Source organism: Mycobacterium sp. E2238, from assembly GCF_001672665.1.
Classification (GTDB): domain Bacteria; phylum Actinomycetota; class Actinomycetes; order Mycobacteriales; family Mycobacteriaceae; genus Mycobacterium.
On sequence record NZ_LZKF01000246.1, the window covers coordinates 74,389 to 90,154 of the forward strand.

A 15,766-nucleotide genomic window follows, 5' to 3' on the forward strand; every position below is an offset into this window, starting at 1 on the left:
CGGCCTCAGGCCGTCAGGTGCCAGACCAGGGCGGCGGCCAGCGCCCCGAGGCCGTTCAGCGACCAGTGCAGCGCGATCGGCGCGATCAGGCTGCCGCTGCGACGGCGCAGCCAGCTGAAGACGAATCCCGCGGCACCGGTGGCCAGCACCGCGCCGGTCACCCCGGCCAGCATCCCGACGACACCGCCGCCGAGAATCCGGGTGAAGCCGACATTGCTGCTGGTAAGCCCGAGCGACGTCGCGACGTGCCACAGCCCGAACAGCAGCGACCCCGCCAGCGCGACGCCGCGGAACCCCCACGCCCGATGCAGCGCGCCGTGCAGCACGCCGCGGAACGCCAGCTCCTCCGGGATCACGGTTTGCAGCGGGATGATGACCATCGAGGCGATCAGCGCGCCGGAGACCGTCGCATAGCGGTGGTTCAGAAACATCGGCCGGGTCACGGGGAGCAGCACCCCCACCGCGATCACCGCGGCCACGACCAGCACCGCGGCCAACGCGTAGCCCAGCCCCGACTTCCAGTGTTCGCGTCCCAACCCGAGATCGGCCCAGTCCAGACCGTTGGCCCGCATCAGGAAAACCAGGCCGACGGCCGCGGCAGGAACCACGGCGATGCCGGCCCACGGGGTGGTGAAGTGCGCGACGAGGTTGGTCAGCACCAAGACCGCGACGACGACGGCGATGTCGAGGTGGATGCGAGCCCGGTGCAGCGCCGAGAGCTGCGAGATCACCGGATGGTGAATGTCGGGTGTCTCGGCGGCGTCAAGCATTCAACCAGCTTACCGATCGGCGGCCGCCGCGACGGTTCAACGAGATTGCCGTCACGGTCGTGGTAGGCCCCGAAGGGCAACCGTGACGGCAATCTCGGCGCGAATCAGCTCGACTCCCAGGTCGATGGGTCGTCTCGCTCCCATCACTCACTACGTTCGTTCTGCTCGCTCGACTCCCAGGCCGATGGGTCGTCTCGCTCCCATCACTCACTACGTTCGTTCTGCTCGCTCGACTCCCAGGTCCAGCCGGCGATTTGCGGGTCATCCTCGCCATGCTCACGGGTGTAGATGCGCGCGGCGAGCCGGGCGTCGACCATCCGCTGGCGCAGCTCGGCGGCGCGGCTGGCCAGCCCGTCGACCCGGTCGATGACGTCCATCACCAAATGGAAGCGATCCAGATCGTTCAGCATCACCATGTCGAACGGCGTCGTGGTGGTTCCCCGCTCCTTGAACCCGCGCACGTGGATGTGCGGGTGGTTGGTGCGGCGGTAGGTGAGCCGGTGAATCAGCCAGGGGTAGCCGTGGTAGGCGAAGATGACCGGCTTGTCGCGGGTGAACAGCGCGTCGAACTCCTTGTCCGGCAGGCCATGCGGGTGCTCGGAATCCGGCTGCAACCGCATCAGGTCGACGACGTTGACCACCCGGACCGCCAGCTCCGGCAGTTCGCGGCGCAGGATGTCGGCGGCAGCCAGCGTCTCCAGCGTCGGGATGTCCCCGGCGCAGGCCAGCACCACATCGGGTTCGCCGGTGGCGGTGCTCGCCCACGGCCAGATCCCCACGCCGCGTGCGCAGTGCGCGATGGCCTGGTCCATGTCCAGGTAGGCCAGCGCCGGCTGCTTGCCGGCGACGATGACGTTGATGTAGTCGCGGCTGCGCAGGCAATGGTCGGCCACCGACAGCAGCGTGTTGCCGTCCGGCGGCAGATACACCCGGGTCAATTCGGCCCGCTTGTTGGCCACCAGGTCGATGAAGCCGGGATCTTGGTGGGACGCGCCGTTGTGATCCTGGCGCCACACGTGCGAGGACAGCAGGTAGTTCAGCGACGCGATCGGTCGCCGCCACGGCAGCTCCAGGCTGGTGGCCAGCCACTTGGCGTGCTGGTTGAGCATCGAGTCGACGATGTGGACGAACGCCTCGTAGCAGTTGAACAGGCCGTGCCGGCCGGTCAGCAGGTAGCCCTCCAACCAGCCCTGGCACAGGTGCTCGGAGAGCACCTCCATGACGCGGCCGTCGGGCGCGAGGTTCTCGTCGTCGGGCCCGAGCTCCGAGAGCCACACCTTGGCCGTCGACCCGTAGACGGCGTCCAGCCGGTTGGAGGCCGTCTCGTCGGGGCCCATCAGCCGGAACCGGTCGCGGTTGCGCGCGATCACGTCCCGCAGGAAGGTGCCCAGCACCCGGGTGGCCTCGTGGGTTTGCCTCGCCGGCTGCGACACCGTGACCGCGTAGTCACGGAAGTCCGGCAGGTCGAGGTCGTGCAGCAGCAGGCCGCCGTTGGCATGCGGATTGGCGCTCATCCGGCGATCGCCCACGGGCGCCACTGCCCGCAGCTCGGCGCGCAGCTTGCCGTTGCCGTCGAACAGCTCCTCCGGCCGGTAGCTGCGCAGCCACTCCTCGAGCTGCGCCCGATGCTGGGGATTGTCGTGCGTCTCGGCCAGCGGGACCTGATGCGCGCGCCAGGTGCCCTCGACCTTCTTGCCGTCCACCACCTTCGGGCCGGTCCAGCCCTTGGGTGTGCGCAGCACGATCATCGGCCAGACGGGCCGCTGCGTCGCGTTGCCGCTGCGGGCGGCGCTTTGGATGGCCGCGATGTCGTCGAAGGCGTCGTCGAGCGCGGCGGCGAGCTGCTGGTGCACGTTGGCCGGGTCGTCACCGGCGACCGTGATGGGCCGGTAGCCATAGCCACGCAGCAGCGCCTCGAGTTCGGCGTGAGGGATGCGCGCCAGCACGGTCGGGTTGGCGATCTTGTAGCCGTTGAGCTGCAGGATGGGCAGCACCGCCCCGTCCGTGACCGGGTTGAGGAATTTGTTGGAATGCCAGCTGGCGGCCAGCGGCCCGGTCTCGGCCTCGCCGTCGCCGATCACGCAGGCCACGACGAGATCCGGGTTGTCGAACGCGGCGCCGTAGGCGTGCACCAGCGCATAGCCGAGCTCACCGCCCTCGTGGATGGAGCCGGGCGTCTGGGCGGCGACGTGACTAGGAATGCCGCCGGGAAAAGAGAACTGCCGGAACAGCTTTCGCAGCCCTTCGGCGTCCTCCTCGATGCCGGTGTACACCTCGCTGTAGGTGCCCTCGAGATAGGCGTTGGCGACCAGTGCGGGGCCGCCGTGGCCGGGCCCGGTGACGTAGATGACGCTGGCGTCGCGGTCGCGGATGACTCGGTTCAGGTGCGCATAGATCAGGTTCAGCGCCGGGGTGGTTCCCCAGTGGCCCAGCAGCCGCGGTTTGACGTGCTCGGCCGCCAGCGGTTCGGTCAGCAGCGGGTTGTCCAGCAGGTAGATCTGTCCGACCGACAGATAGTTGGCGGCGCGCCAGTATGCGTTGATCAGGTCGAGTTGGTCGTCGGCAAGGGGAGCGGTTGTCTGGGTTTGTAGGCTCACTCCGCCGATTGTCCGCGCCCGCGGTGAACGGCGCCCGACGCGATCGCCGACTACTCCTGATGGCGGCGACCCGCTTCGCCCGGCTCCGCCGCGCTCGCGATCGCCGACTACTCCTCATGGCGGCGACCCGCTTCGCCCGGCTCCGCCGCGCTCGCGATCGCCGACTACTCCTCGCCGCGAGCCCGCGACTCGTAGGCCCTGCGCTTCTCGGCGTCGACGTCGTCGGTGAAGACGTGCTCGCCGCCGAGCGCGCGGTTCAGCCCTTCGGACAGCGCGCGGGGCATGAACTTCTGCGACGCGATGATCGCGCCGGCGGTCTTCGTGACCCGCACCCGCGGCCGGGGATGAGCCACCAGTTTGACGATCGCCTCCGCGATGTCGGCCGGCTCGGCGTTCTTGATGCCCTTGGCGCCCGAGGTGCCGGCGATCAACTCGGTGTTCACGAACGTCGGCATGACGACCGAGAACTTGACGCCCGCCTTGCGGCATTCCAGCCGGGCGGTATCGGTGAAGCCGATCACCGCATGCTTGCTGGCGCAGTAGGTGGCGGCCCCGGCGATGTAGGTCTCCCCGGCGAGTGAGGCGACGTTGATGACGTGTCCGGACCGGCGGGGGACCATGCGCTGGGCCGCCAGCTTGCTGCCCAGGACGACGCCGTAGACGTTGATGTCGAGGACGCGCCGGGTGACGGCGTCCGGCTCGTCGACCATCCGGCCGAGCGGCATGATGCCGGCGTTGTTGACCAGCACGTCGATCGGGCCGAGTTGGCGCTCGACCTCGTCCAGGAAGTCCGCGAACGAGTGCGGGTCGGTGACGTCGAGCTTGCCGTACACGTCCAGGCCCAGCGCGGAGCCGGATTCCTTCACCCGCACCTCGTCGATGTCACCGATTGCCACTTTGGCGCCCAGATTGTGCAGCGCGGTCGCGGTGGCCAACCCGATGCCGCGGGCGCCGCCGGTGATCACGATTACCTTGCCGCGGACCTTCAGCCCGACGGACGCCGTGTCTGCCATTTTCGTACCCTCCGGAGTCTTGACGGGTGTCAACTAGGCAATCTGACCCCAGATCGTCGAATACTGCAACGATGACCCAGGTGCGGGCGGCGGTCCCGGCGGACGCCTACGAGGTGGCCTGTTTACACGTGCGGTCGTGGCAGTCGGCCTACCGGGGGCTCATCGGCCGCGCCTACCTGGACAACCTCACCCCGGAGGCGTTGGTCGACCGGTACACCTTCGGCCGCGTGGGGTTGCGGATGCCGTCCACCTTGGTCGCGGTCGAGGGGTCCGCGATCCGCGGCTTCGCCACCACGGGCCTATGTCGTGAAAACGACCTACCGAACTTTGGTGAGCTGATGGCGCTGTATGTCGACCCGGACCATCTGGGTGCGGGGGTGGGGCGCTCGCTGATGGTGGCCGCCCGGGAGCGGTTGCGGCGAGTCGGTGCGCGAGGCGCCGTGCTGTGGGCGCTGGAGGGCAACACCCGCGCGCTGAGCTTTTACGGGCGTGACGGGTGGCGGCCCGACGGGTCTTGCCGCGCAGCGGATTTCGGCACTGACACGCGGCGCTTGGTCCGTTACCGGATAGAGCCGGTGTAGCGGCGCGATCACCAACCCGTCGAGCCGGGGATGCCTTTGAACGGGCCGGTCACCCAGCTGGTGATCCAGCCGCCGTAGAAGCCGCCGGGTTGGGGCACGACGACCTCTCCGTTGACCGTGCAACGGTCGACATTGGCGGCCATCACCGCGACCGCCCCGGCGATGGCTTCGAATCCGGGCGTCGGACTCACATAGCTCCAAGCCGATTTCGGCGCGACGACGCCGCCGCCCAGCAGATCGTAATAGGTTGCCCGGCCTTTGAATTCACACCAGGAGCTGCCGGACGTCTCACGCAGCGCCCCCTCGGCGAACGCGTCACGCGGGAGGTAATACGTCGGCGGATGACTGGTCTCGAGCACCCGCCAGGCCCGACGGGTGGATGCGATGACTTCACCACCCAACTCGACGGTGATGCGACCGGTGAACGGCTCGACGCGGGGCGGGCGCGGGTAGTCCCACACCGACTCGCGGCGTGGTGCGGCGGCTTCAGATTCGGAGTGGCTCATGCGTTGCCTCGACTCGTCGGTTACTTCGTACCTCCGGCCAGGCTAGGGGCGGCCGGTCTATGGCCAGTATTCATTCATCGGCTGCGCGAATTTGTCGTTGTTGGTGAGGCGGGGAAGGTGCAGGGCGTCTTCGATGGTGCGCAGCAGGCTGTAGTGGTCGTTATGGGTGGCCGCGACGAAATGACCCTGGCGCATACCGGAGTTCGGCGATGGGATGACGATCATGGGCACGTGGTTGCCCTCGTTGCCGATCGTCAACGACAGGTTGTTGTAGTCCTCGTCCCAGGTGATGAAGATCGCGCTGCGTTGGGTCTGGAACGCGGGCGAATTCACGATCGTCGGCAGCACCTGCTGCAGGAACTGGTCGCCGGCCTTGATGTTGTATTGGTGGAACGTCAGTTCGCTGCCGATGAAGCGTACGTTGACGGGGCCTTCCATGTTGTGGTCCTCGTCCGCGGCGAACCACACGAAGTTCGGGGTGGTGTTGGCCGACGCGAGATCCGTAGCCATCCGTGGCAGCGGCAACACATGCGCCTGGCACCGGGCGGCGTTGGACACGATGTCGTGGAAGGCGAGGAACGGGAGCTCACCGGGGGAGTAGCCCCCACTCGACGCGGTGGCACACGGGGTGGGCATGGACTGCTCGTAGCCAGCCCACGTCTTGTTCGCCGCCTCGAGCGTGTCGGCCAGGTTCGGTGCGTCGAAACAGTTCATCGCGCAGTCGTAGTTCGCGCCGAAGTCGGACCCACCGAGGACGGGGAAATAGTTCGGGTTGCTCGGGTGGGTCAGGGCGTAGTAGTTGGACCCGTATCCGTAGGTGTTGATGAGGCTGTTGATGTAGGGCGCATTCGGGCTGCCGACAACGTCTTTGACGCCGTGGTTCTCCATGTAGACCAGGAACACGTGATCGAGGGGGCCGACGGTGGAGTTCGGCGGCGCGGGTAGCGGCGGGGCGGGCAAAGGGACGCCGACCGTGAAGGAAATGTTGTCGGCATACGAGTGGTTGTAGGCGCCGCCCGCCCAGTGGGTGTCCTTGAAGGTCACGGTCACCCGCGCGCGGGTTGTGCCCGCGGGAATGGTTCCCGTGGTGTCGCGTTCGACCAGTTCGGTCTGGAAGCCGCGCTGCAGTATCGAGACCGGCCCGATTTTGGCTGTGCCCAAAGGTGATTGGCCGGGCCCCAAGAAGTCAGCGGTGACCGACGCCTCGGACAGTTCCAGCCGGTTGCCGCCGAGCCAACCACTCAGCGTGAAGGGCACGTTGCCGTTGTTGATGGCCGCCGCCGCGCCGCTGAGATCGACGATTTGTGAGATTGTGGACGTCGCCACGTTTCCGCCGCCGAAGTACTGCGCACCGCCGTCGGGTGGGCCGTGCTGGGCGGACGGAAACGCCAGGAACTTCGGCATGGTCGGCCCCGGCGACCCGAGGGGCGAGGGCAGCCGGACCAGGGTGTTGTATTTGATCACCGTCGGCGTGCCGGTCACGGTCCAGCCGGGGATCGATACTCCGCTGTATCCCGACAGTGAGGGGTCCCCGAGCTCGGCGCCCGGGTTGACCAACAGATTCGGGCTCATCGGAGCGGCGGCGGTCGCTCTGGGTGCGGTGAACGCCGACAGCACCAGCATGCCGGCCCCGATCGCGGCGCCGGCCGCCCGGCAAAGGCGACAGAACATTCAGGCATCCCCCCGGTGGTACGGCGCCGCGCGTTGCTCCGTAGATCGTGAGCTACGTCACTGCTGCGCACCTAGCCGTTGCACGAATCGATACGCAGCAGTTGCCGTTTGGTGACCGAGTCGGTGAAGAGATGGCAGAAGAAATCGTGTAAGCCGTTGCGCGTCAGCTGACGGCGAGCCACACCAGGCTGGCGCCGCCGGCCAGGGCGCAGTAGATGGCGAACGGCGTGAGGGTGCGGGTTTGGAAGTACTGCGTCAGGAACCGCACGGCGAGGTAGGCGCACACGAAGGAGGCGACGCTACCGGCCAGCACCTGGCCCCCTATCCCGCTCGCTTGGGGCCCGAACAACTCCGGGATCTTGTACAAGCCGGCGGCCAGGATGATCGGCGTCGCCAACAAAAAGGAGAACCGGGCGGCGTCCTCGTGGGACAGGCCGCGCCACAGGCCGGCCACCATGGTGATGCCCGAACGGCTGATGCCGGGCAGCAGCGCCAGGATCTGCGCGGCGCCGATCAGGATGCCACGGCGCAAGGGGAGTTGGGCCAGGCGGTTGTCGACGGCCTCCCCGGTGTGCAGGGGTTGTTCACCCACCGGCCGCTCGTGGTCGGCCGCGGGCGCTACCCGCCGGCGCAGCACCTCGCCCGCGTACAGCGCGATGCCGTTGAGCAGCAGGAAAATCGCCGCCGGGACGGGCCTGCCGAGTGTGGTGCGGAACGTTTTTTCCAGGACCAGCCCCGCCAGGCCGACCGGAATCGTGGCCCCCACGATGAGCCAGGCGAGCCGCTCGTCGGGGGTGTTGATCCGGCGATGCCGCAATGACGACACAAATCCGGCCACGATGCGCAGCCAGTCCCGCCAGAAGAACACCAGCAACGCGGCGGCCGTGGCCACATGCAGGCCGACGATGAACGCCAAATAGGGCGATTGGGGGGCCGAGACGCTCAGGTCTTCGGCCCACCGGCCGCCCACCACCGCGGGCACCAGCACCGCATGCCCGAGGCTGGAAACCGGGAACAGCTCGGTGACGCCCTGGAACGCGCCGACCACCACCGCCTCGATGTAGGTCAAGTGCGCGCTCATATCAGATGCCTCCGTCGGATCGTTCGCCCGTGGCTTCGCCGATCGGCCTGTGACGATAGCCGACCGCGAGTCCGCCCTCCCAATCAGCTTGCCCAGTTGGCTTTTTGGCTGGTGGGGGGACCGTCCGCCGGGCCGGCCACCACACCGGCGGGTACGGTGTGCTGATGTCCGACGGGCTGCTTGACGCCGTGCGCGTCCTCGACTTGTCGAGCGGTAACGGCGACGCGGTGACGCGACTGTTCGCCGACTTGGGCGCCGACGTGCTCAAGGTCGAACCCCCTACCGGAAGCCCGGCGCGTGATTCGCCGCCGATGCTGGCCGGCGCGAGCATCCCGTTTGCCGTGCACAACGCCAACAAGCGCAGCGTGGTGCTGGACCCGTTCGACGAGGACGACTGCGGCGTGTTCCTCGACCTGGCCGCCCAGGCCGACATCGTCGTCGACGACGGCTTCTATGGGGAGGCCCCGACCTTCGGGACGTCGGTGGAGGAGCTGGCCGCCCAGCACCCGCATCTGGTCGTGCTCTCGATCACCGACTTCGGCGCCACGGGGCCGCGGTCGCTGTGGCGGGCCACCGATCCGGTGTTGTACGCGATGTCCGGCTCGCTGTCACGCTCGGGTCCCACCACCGGCACCCCGGTGTTGCCGCCGGACGGTATCGCGTCGGCCACCGCCGCCGCCCAGGCGGCCTGGGCAACCCTCGTCGCGTATTACAACCGATTGCGTTGTGGCACCGGCGAATACATCGACTTCTCGCGTTTCGATGCTGTGGTCATGTCGCTCGATCCGGCGTTCGGCGCGCATGGGCAGGTCGCGGCCGGCATCCGCCGCACCGGGCAGTGGCGGGGGCGCCCGAAGAACCAGGACGCGTACCCGATTTACCCCTGCAAGGACGGTTACGTCCGGCTGTGCGTGATGGCGCCGCGCCAATGGCGAGGCCTGCGACGCTGGCTGGGCGAGCCGGCCGACTTCCAGGACCCGAAATACGACGTGATCGGGGCGCGCTTCGCCGCGTGGCCGCAGATCAGCGAGTTAGTCCAGGCGCTGTTCGCCGAACAGACCATGAAGGATCTGGTTGCCGCGGGGCAGGCTCATGGCGTGCCGATCGCCGCCGTGCTGACGCCGTCGTGGGTGATGGATTCCGAGCACTTTCAGGCGGTGGGCGCGGTCACCGACGTCGAGTTGGTCCCGGGGGTGCGCACCCGCGTGCCCACCGGTTACTTCGTCGTCGATGGACTGCACGCGGGTTTCCGCAGCCCGGCCCCGGCCGCGGGGCGGGACGGACCGGGCTGGCGGGGGAACCCGGCGGTCGTGCAATCGCCCTCCGGCCGCGTCGGCGACTATCCGTTTGCGGGACTTCGCATCCTGGATCTGGGCATCATCGTCGCCGGCGGCGAGCTGAGCCGGCTCTTCGGCGACCTCGGCGCCGAGGTCATCAAAATCGAAAGCGCCGAATACCCGGACGGGTTGCGGCAGGCCCGTGCCGGAGACGCCATGAGCGAGTCGTTCGCCTGGACGCATCGCAACAACCTGGCGATGGGTCTGGATCTGCGCAGCCCCGCGGGCAAGGGGATCTTCACTCGGCTCGTCGCGGAGTCCGACGCCGTCTTCGCCAACTTCAAGCCGGGAACGCTTACCGCGCTTGGCTTTTCCTACCACGATCTGCGTGCCGTCAACCCGCGGATCGTGCTTGCCGAGAGCAGCGCCTACGGCGACCAAGGCCCATGGAGCACCCGCATGGGCTACGGGCCGCTGGTCCGCGCCGCGACCGGTGTCACGCGGTTGTGGACGGCCGACGAACCGGAGAATCGGAACCACACTGGGCGGCATGCCTTTTACGATGCGACGACCATCTTCCCCGACCACGTCGTCGGGCGGATCACCGCGATCGCGGCGCTGGCCGCGCTGATCCACCGCCACCGGACGGGCGGCGGGTCGCACGTGCACATCTCGCAAGCCGAAGCCGTGATCAACCAACTCGACACCTTGTACGTCACCCAGGCCGCCCTGGCCGCGGGCGTCCCGAGAATCTCCGAGGCCACCAGCCTGCACGCCGTCTGTCCGTGCGCGGGCGACGACGAGTGGTGCGTCATATCGATCGAATCCGATGACGAATGGCGTTGCGCCGCAGGTGTTTTCCATCACCCGGAATGGGCGGACGATCCGCGCTTCGCGACCGGTGAGGCGCGGCTGGCCAATCGGCGAGAGCTGGTTGAATTGGTGTCGGCGTGGACCCGCACCCGCACACCGGTACGGGCCGCCCAGCTGCTGCAATCCTCCGGCGTTGCGGCCGGGCCGATGAACCGGCCGCCGGACATCTTGGAGGACCCCCAGCTGGTCGAGCGAAAACTCTATGCCGAGATGCTGCACCCCCTCATCGAGCGTCCGCTGCCGGCCGAGACGGGCCCCGCGCCGTTCCAGCACATCCCGCCGGCCCCGCAGCGCCCGGCGCCACTGCCAGGCCAGGACACCGTCGAGATCTGCCGGAAGGTACTGGGCATGGGCGACCCGGAGATCGACCGGCTCGTCGCCGACGGCGCGCTGTTCGGGCCGCCCTGACGCGCGGGGAATCCGGCCCGCGCGACCACCCGGATCGATAGCCACGCTAAATTCACTGTCATGACCGTGCACCCCAGGACGCCGGTGTTGATCGGCTACGGCCAGGTCAACCACCGCGACGAGATCGATCCGGAGAAGCGGTCCGTCGAGCCGGTGGACCTGATGGAGGCCGCCGCCCGGCAAGCCGCCGATTCGGCCGTGATCGAGGCCGTGGATTCCATTCGCGTGGTGAACATCCTGTCGGCGCACTACCGGGACCCCGGGCTGCTGCTCGGCCAGCGGATCGGCGCGACGGACTTCACCACGTTGTACAGCCCCGTCGGTGGCAACGTGCCGCAGTCGCTGGTCAACCAGGCCTGCTTGGACATCCAGCGGGGCAGCGCCCAGGTGGTGCTGCTGGCCGGTGCCGAGACCTGGCGCACCCGTCGGGGCCTGCGGGCCAAGGGCGGCAAGCTCGAGTGGACCGTTCAGGACGACTCCGTCCCGATGGCCGAGGTCAGCGGCGCCGACGTCCCGATGGCCGGCGACGCGGAAATCAGGATTCGGCTGGACCGGCCAGCGTTCGTCTACCCGCTGTTCGAGCAGGCCCTGCGGATTGCGAACGGCGAATCGGTTGAACACCACCGCAAGCGCATCGGCGAGCTGTGGGCCCGCTTCAACGCCGTTGCGGTCGACAATCCGCACGCGTGGATCCGCAAACCGGTGAGCGCCGAAGAGATCTGCGAGCCCGGCCCGCAGAACAGGATGATCAGCTGGCCGTACACCAAGCTGATGAACTCCAACAACATGGTCGATCAGGGCGCCGCGCTCGTCTTGACCTCGGTGGAGCAGGCGAGGCGCCTGCAGATCCCGGCCGACCGCTGGATCTTTCCGCATGCCGGCACCGACGCGCATGACACCTCCGCCATCGCCGAGCGGGACGAGCTGCACCGGTCTCCGGCCATCCGGCTCGCCGGTGGCCGGGCGCTGGAGCTGGCGGGCATGGGCATCGACGAAGTCGACTACGTCGACCTGTATTCCTGCTTTCCCTCGGCCGTTCAGGTGGCGGCGGCAGAACTGGGCCTGCCGGTCGACGATCCCGCCCGCCCGCTCACCGTCACCGGCGGTCTGACGTTCGCAGGCGGCCCCTGGAGCAACTACGTGATGCACTCGATCGCCACTATGGCGGAGTTGCTGGCGGCTAATCCCGGGCGGCGCGGCCTGATCACCGCCAACGGCGGCTTCCTGACCAAGCACAGCTTCGGCGTGTACAGCACCGAGCCGCCCGATGAGTTCCGTTGGGAGGACGTGCAACCGGTCGTCGACCGAGAGCCCACCCGGGACGCCTTGGTGGAATGGGAGGGCGTCGGGACGGTGGAAGCGTGGACGACGCCGTTCGATCGCGAGGGGCGACCGGAAAAGGCGTTCTTGGCCGTGCGCACGCCCGATGGGTCGCGGACCCTCGCTGTGATCACCGACAGCGCGGCGGCGCAGGTAACCGTGCGTGAAGACATCGGGGGCGCCAAGGTTGCCGTCGCCCCGGACGGCAGCGCCACGCTGCAATAACCCGGCGATAACATTCCCGCCAGCTCATGGCGCCGTTTGCCCCGTAACGGTCGCGTAGGTCGTGCCGTCTTGCCTATTGTTTAGTTTGAGGTCGGGGAGGTGAGACCCAGGTGCAGATCCTGGTTACCGACGCCACCGGCGCACTTGGGCGGCTGGTTGCACGGCAGTTGATCGCTGCCGGGCACACGGTCAGCGGCATTGCTGAGCGGCCGCATCCCTGCCTGGACCGCAACGTCGACCTTGTTTGCGCGTCGCTGCGCAACCGGGCCCTGCAAGAGCTCACCGAGGAAGCCGACGCGGTGATCCACCTGGCCCCCATCGACACCACCGCGCCCGGCAGCGCCGATATCGAGGGCCTCGCGCACGTGACCGATGTGGCCGCCCGCGCCGGCGCACGGCTGCTGTTCGTGTCCCAGGCCGCGGGGCGGCCGGAACTGTACAAGCCGGCCGAGGAACTGGTGTCCACCAGTTGGGGGCCCAGCCTGGTCGTCCGGATCGCCCCGCCGGTGGGCCGGCAGCTCGACTGGATGGTGTGCCGCACCGTGGCCACGCTGCTGCGCACCAAGGTTTCGGCGGAGCCGATGCGGGTGCTGCACGTCGACGATCTGGTGCGCTTCCTGGTCTCGGCGCTCAACACCGACCGCTCCGGTGTGGTGGACCTCGCCTCCCCGGGCACCGTCAACGTGATCACGGCGTGGCGGATGCTGCGATCCGCCGACCCGCGGTCCCGGTTGAATCGGGTGCGCAGCTGGCCGCAGCTCATCCCGGACATGGATATTGCTGCGGTACAGGAGGATTGGGCATTCGAGTTCGGCTGGCAGGCGCTCGAGGCAGTGGCCGACACCGCGCGCGGCCTCGTCGGCCGTCAGATCACCGCCGCGGGTGCCACCGACCACGGGCGCCAACTGGCGCTCCCGGTCGAGGTCGCCCCACGCCCCGCCCCCTCCGGCGAGGAGCACAGCGCGGCGCCCGAGGGTGTCGAGGGCGAATTCGACGACCGGGTCGATCCGCGCTTCCCAATTTTCAGTGCGGGCAACCTCGGCGAGCCGCTGCCGGGGCCGCTCACCCCGATTACCTTGGATGTCCAGCTGAGCGGATTGCGCACCGCGAACCGGGCGCTCAGTCACGTGCTGGCGCTGGGCGGCGTGGTGGGCGAGGAGTGGGGGAACAGGGCCATCGCCGTGTTCGGTCATCGGGCCTATGTCGGGGTTTCGGTCAACATGGTCGCGGCCGCGCAGCTGCCCGGCTGGGATCAGGATGCCGTCGCCCGCAACGCCCTCGTCGGCAGGCCGCACGTCGGAGACCCCCTACCGTTCGGTGAGCCCGCGCTGGCGGGCGGCGCCCTCGGCTACGTCGCCAAAGCCGTCGTCGCGGGACGATCGCTGGCCCTGTTGCGCCACCTCAAGTCCGATACGCGTGCCTACGGCGCGGCGGCCGAAACCGAACACCTCGACGCCGCACAGTTGGGATCGCTGCCCGACGCCGGCCTGGAAGTACGGATTCGCTTGCTGCGGGACCGCATTCACCAAGGCTGGATCCTCACTGCGTTGTGGCTGATCGATTCCGGCGTCACGGCGGCGGCGCTGGAACGCAGCAAGGCGGCGCGCAGCGTACCCGGAGTGGACATGATCATGGACAGCACCGTGGTCGCGACCGAGACCGCCGAGCTCGCCGCGGTCCTGCGGGCCGACCCGCCGCTGTGTGCGCTCGCCCGGGAAGGCAACCTCGCCAGCATCCGCGCGCTGTCTCCCAGCACCGCCGCCGCGGTCGATGCGGCCGTCGCCCGCGTCGCACACCGTGGGCCGGGGGAGGCCGAGCTGGCCAGCCAGACGTATGCCGACGATCCGGTGATGTTGCTGCGCGCGGCCGGAGAAGTCGCGGTGGCCGACGCGGCTTCGACCGAAGTGCCGCCGCCGACGCTGGCCCAGCGGCTGACCACCAGCGCTCGCGACTCCCGCGAGCTGGCCCACGACACCACTCTGCGATTCACCCATCAACTCCGGATGACGTTGCGGGAATTGGGATCCCGTCGAGTCGCGGCGGACCTGATCGACGTCGTCGAGGACGTGTACTACCTGACGTGTGACGAGCTGGTCACCATGCCGGGCGACGCCCGCCTCCGGATCAAACGCCGCCGCGCCGAACGGGAAAGGCTACAGGTGCAGCGCCCGCCCGACGTGATCGACGGGACATGGGTGCCCGTCGAACCGTCAGCCCGATAGCTCGGCCAGCGGGACCTCGACATCGGCCAGCCTGTCGGGGTCGACGGATGTCCGGGACCTGATCAGCGCTTTGACGTCGTCGAGCACATCCCAGATGTTGACGTTCATCCCGGCCAGTACCCGGTTGTCGCCGTCGAGCCAAAACGCGACGAATTCGCGTCCGGGAACGTCGCCCCGGAACACCACGCGCTCGAAGCCGGGCGCGTGCCCCACATACTCCATCCCGAGGTCGTACTGATCGGTGAAGAAATAGGGCAGCTCAGCGTATTCCCCTGGGCTGCCGAGCATCCCGGCCGCCGCCACCACGGGCTGCTTGAGTGCATTGGCCCAGTGCTCCGTGCGGATCCGGCCGCCGAACAGGGGGTGCGCTGCGGCGGCGATGTCGCCGACCGCGTAGATGTCCGGATCGCTGGTGCGCAGTGACGCATCGACCAGCACGCCCCCGTCTCCCATGGCGAGCCCGGCTTGTTCGGCGAGTTCGACGTTCGGCTTGGCCCCGACGGCCACCAACACGGCATCAGCGGACACCGTCGACCCGTCACGCATCTTCAGTCCGGTGGCTTTGCCGCCGGTCGTGGTGATCTCCTCGACCTGCGCCTCGAGCCGTAACTTCACCCCGTGATCGCGATGAAGCCGGGCGAACACCTCGCCCACCGTTTCGCCGAGCGCGGCCACCAGCGGTTGCTTCGCCGTCTCGACGACGGTCACATCGGCGCCACGCTGGCGGGCGGCGGCGGCCACCTCCAGGCCGATCCAGCCGGCCCCCACCACCGCCAGCGAAGACCCTTCGGTAAGAACCGAATCCAGTGACACAGCATCGTCGTAGGTGCGCAGATAGTGGACAGCGTCGGCATCGGATCCGGGTATCGGCGGTCGCCGGGACGCCGATCCCGTCGCCAGCAGCAGCTTGTCGTATCGCATCGTGGTGCCGTCGGGAAGCGCGACGGCATGGTCGCCCGCGTTCACGGCCGACACCCGCGAACCTAGTCTCAAGTCGACATTGTGGTCGCGATACCAGTCGGAGTTCTGCACGGTGAAATCGGTCAGCGACTTCTTGCCGGCCAGATACTCCTTCGAAAGCGGAGGTCGCTCGTAGGGCAGACGCTTCTCATCTGCAAATAAGGTGATTTGTCCGTCAAAGCCACTGTCGCGCAACGCTTCCACCGCTTTTGCTCCAGCAAGTCCACCGCCGATGATGACGAATGTTGTAGGGCTGGCCATG

General features: G+C 68.3%; 11 protein-coding genes. 4 read left to right on the plus strand and 7 right to left on the minus strand.

Going from position 1 to position 15,766, the window contains the following annotated elements:
• Positions 1–5: 5 nt before the first annotated feature.
• From A5711_RS22495 to A5711_RS22505, 3 genes are all read right to left on the minus strand, one after another.
• Positions 6–770, minus strand: coding sequence for a CPBP family intramembrane glutamic endopeptidase (locus tag A5711_RS22495; RefSeq protein WP_067950441.1), 765 nt, complete (start codon positions 768–770; stop codon positions 6–8).
• 203 nt (positions 771–973) lie between these two features.
• Entirely contained in the window at positions 974–3,367 is a 2,394-nt protein-coding gene (locus tag A5711_RS22500) for a phosphoketolase (protein WP_067950443.1), read from the minus strand.
• Between the two features lie 164 nt (positions 3,368–3,531).
• A complete protein-coding gene (locus tag A5711_RS22505) occupies positions 3,532–4,380 on the minus strand; it encodes an SDR family oxidoreductase (RefSeq protein ID WP_067950445.1) in 849 nt (282 codons plus the stop codon).
• 71 nt (positions 4,381–4,451) lie between these two features.
• Between A5711_RS22505 and A5711_RS22510 the strand changes: the two genes are divergently transcribed.
• Complete coding sequence (locus A5711_RS22510; RefSeq protein ID WP_067950448.1) at positions 4,452–4,961, plus strand: GNAT family N-acetyltransferase; 510 nt, start codon at positions 4,452–4,454, stop codon at positions 4,959–4,961.
• A gap of 8 nt (positions 4,962–4,969) precedes the next feature.
• On the opposite strand, the gene A5711_RS22515 is transcribed toward A5711_RS22510, so the two are convergent.
• The 3 genes from A5711_RS22515 to A5711_RS22525 all read right to left on the minus strand — a co-directional run bounded on the left by A5711_RS22515 (position 4,970) and on the right by A5711_RS22525 (position 8,219).
• Positions 4,970–5,467 carry a DUF427 domain-containing protein gene (locus tag A5711_RS22515; protein WP_067950450.1) on the minus strand — a complete coding sequence of 166 codons (498 nt, stop codon included), beginning with the start codon at positions 5,465–5,467 and terminating at the stop codon, positions 4,970–4,972.
• Between the two features lie 57 nt (positions 5,468–5,524).
• The gene (locus tag A5711_RS22520) at positions 5,525–7,138 is read right to left on the minus strand and encodes an alkaline phosphatase family protein (protein WP_067950452.1); all 1,614 of its coding nucleotides are present in this window, start codon (positions 7,136–7,138) and stop codon (positions 5,525–5,527) included.
• Between the two features lie 163 nt (positions 7,139–7,301).
• On the minus strand, positions 7,302–8,219 hold the full coding sequence (locus A5711_RS22525) for an undecaprenyl-diphosphate phosphatase (RefSeq protein ID WP_067950454.1): 918 nt from the start codon (positions 8,217–8,219) through the stop codon (positions 7,302–7,304).
• A gap of 158 nt (positions 8,220–8,377) precedes the next feature.
• Here A5711_RS22525 and A5711_RS22530 point away from each other — a divergent pair, with 158 nt between their 5' ends.
• The 3 genes from A5711_RS22530 (at position 8,378) to A5711_RS22540 (ending at position 14,544) form a co-directional block, all read left to right on the plus strand.
• Positions 8,378–10,777 (plus strand): CoA transferase, encoded by a 2,400-nt coding sequence (locus A5711_RS22530; RefSeq protein ID WP_067950456.1) that lies wholly within the window; start codon positions 8,378–8,380, stop codon positions 10,775–10,777.
• A 60-nt stretch (positions 10,778–10,837) separates the two neighbouring features.
• A complete protein-coding gene (locus tag A5711_RS22535) occupies positions 10,838–12,322 on the plus strand; it encodes an acetyl-CoA acetyltransferase (RefSeq protein WP_067950458.1) in 1,485 nt (494 codons plus the stop codon).
• Positions 12,323–12,432: 110 nt separating this feature from the next.
• Positions 12,433–14,544 (plus strand): NAD-dependent epimerase/dehydratase family protein, encoded by a 2,112-nt coding sequence (locus tag A5711_RS22540; RefSeq protein WP_067950460.1) that lies wholly within the window; start codon positions 12,433–12,435, stop codon positions 14,542–14,544.
• Here the strand turns inward: A5711_RS22540 and A5711_RS22545 are convergent.
• Positions 14,533–15,765, minus strand: a complete 1,233-nt coding sequence (locus A5711_RS22545; RefSeq protein WP_067950462.1) for an NAD(P)/FAD-dependent oxidoreductase — start codon at positions 15,763–15,765, stop codon at positions 14,533–14,535. The genes A5711_RS22540 and A5711_RS22545 overlap by 12 nt on opposite strands.
• Position 15,766 lies beyond the last annotated feature (1 nt).

Excerpts from the sequence above, each read along its gene's own strand:
- A5711_RS22495 (WP_067950441.1), bottom strand. The coding sequence starts at position 770 with ATGCTTGACGCCGCCGAGACACCCGACATTCACCATCCGGTGATCTCG.
- A5711_RS22505 (WP_067950445.1), bottom strand. The coding sequence starts at position 4,380 with ATGGCAGACACGGCGTCCGTCGGGCTGAAGGTCCGCGGCAAGGTAATC.
- A5711_RS22510 (WP_067950448.1), top strand. The coding sequence starts at position 4,452 with ATGACCCAGGTGCGGGCGGCGGTCCCGGCGGACGCCTACGAGGTGGCC.
- A5711_RS22515 (WP_067950450.1), bottom strand. The coding sequence starts at position 5,467 with ATGAGCCACTCCGAATCTGAAGCCGCCGCACCACGCCGCGAGTCGGTG.
- A5711_RS22520 (WP_067950452.1), bottom strand. The coding sequence starts at position 7,138 with ATGTTCTGTCGCCTTTGCCGGGCGGCCGGCGCCGCGATCGGGGCCGGC.
- A5711_RS22525 (WP_067950454.1), bottom strand. The coding sequence starts at position 8,219 with ATGAGCGCGCACTTGACCTACATCGAGGCGGTGGTGGTCGGCGCGTTC.
- A5711_RS22535 (WP_067950458.1), top strand. The coding sequence starts at position 10,838 with ATGACCGTGCACCCCAGGACGCCGGTGTTGATCGGCTACGGCCAGGTC.
- A5711_RS22545 (WP_067950462.1), bottom strand. The coding sequence starts at position 15,765 with ATGGCCAGCCCTACAACATTCGTCATCATCGGCGGTGGACTTGCTGGA.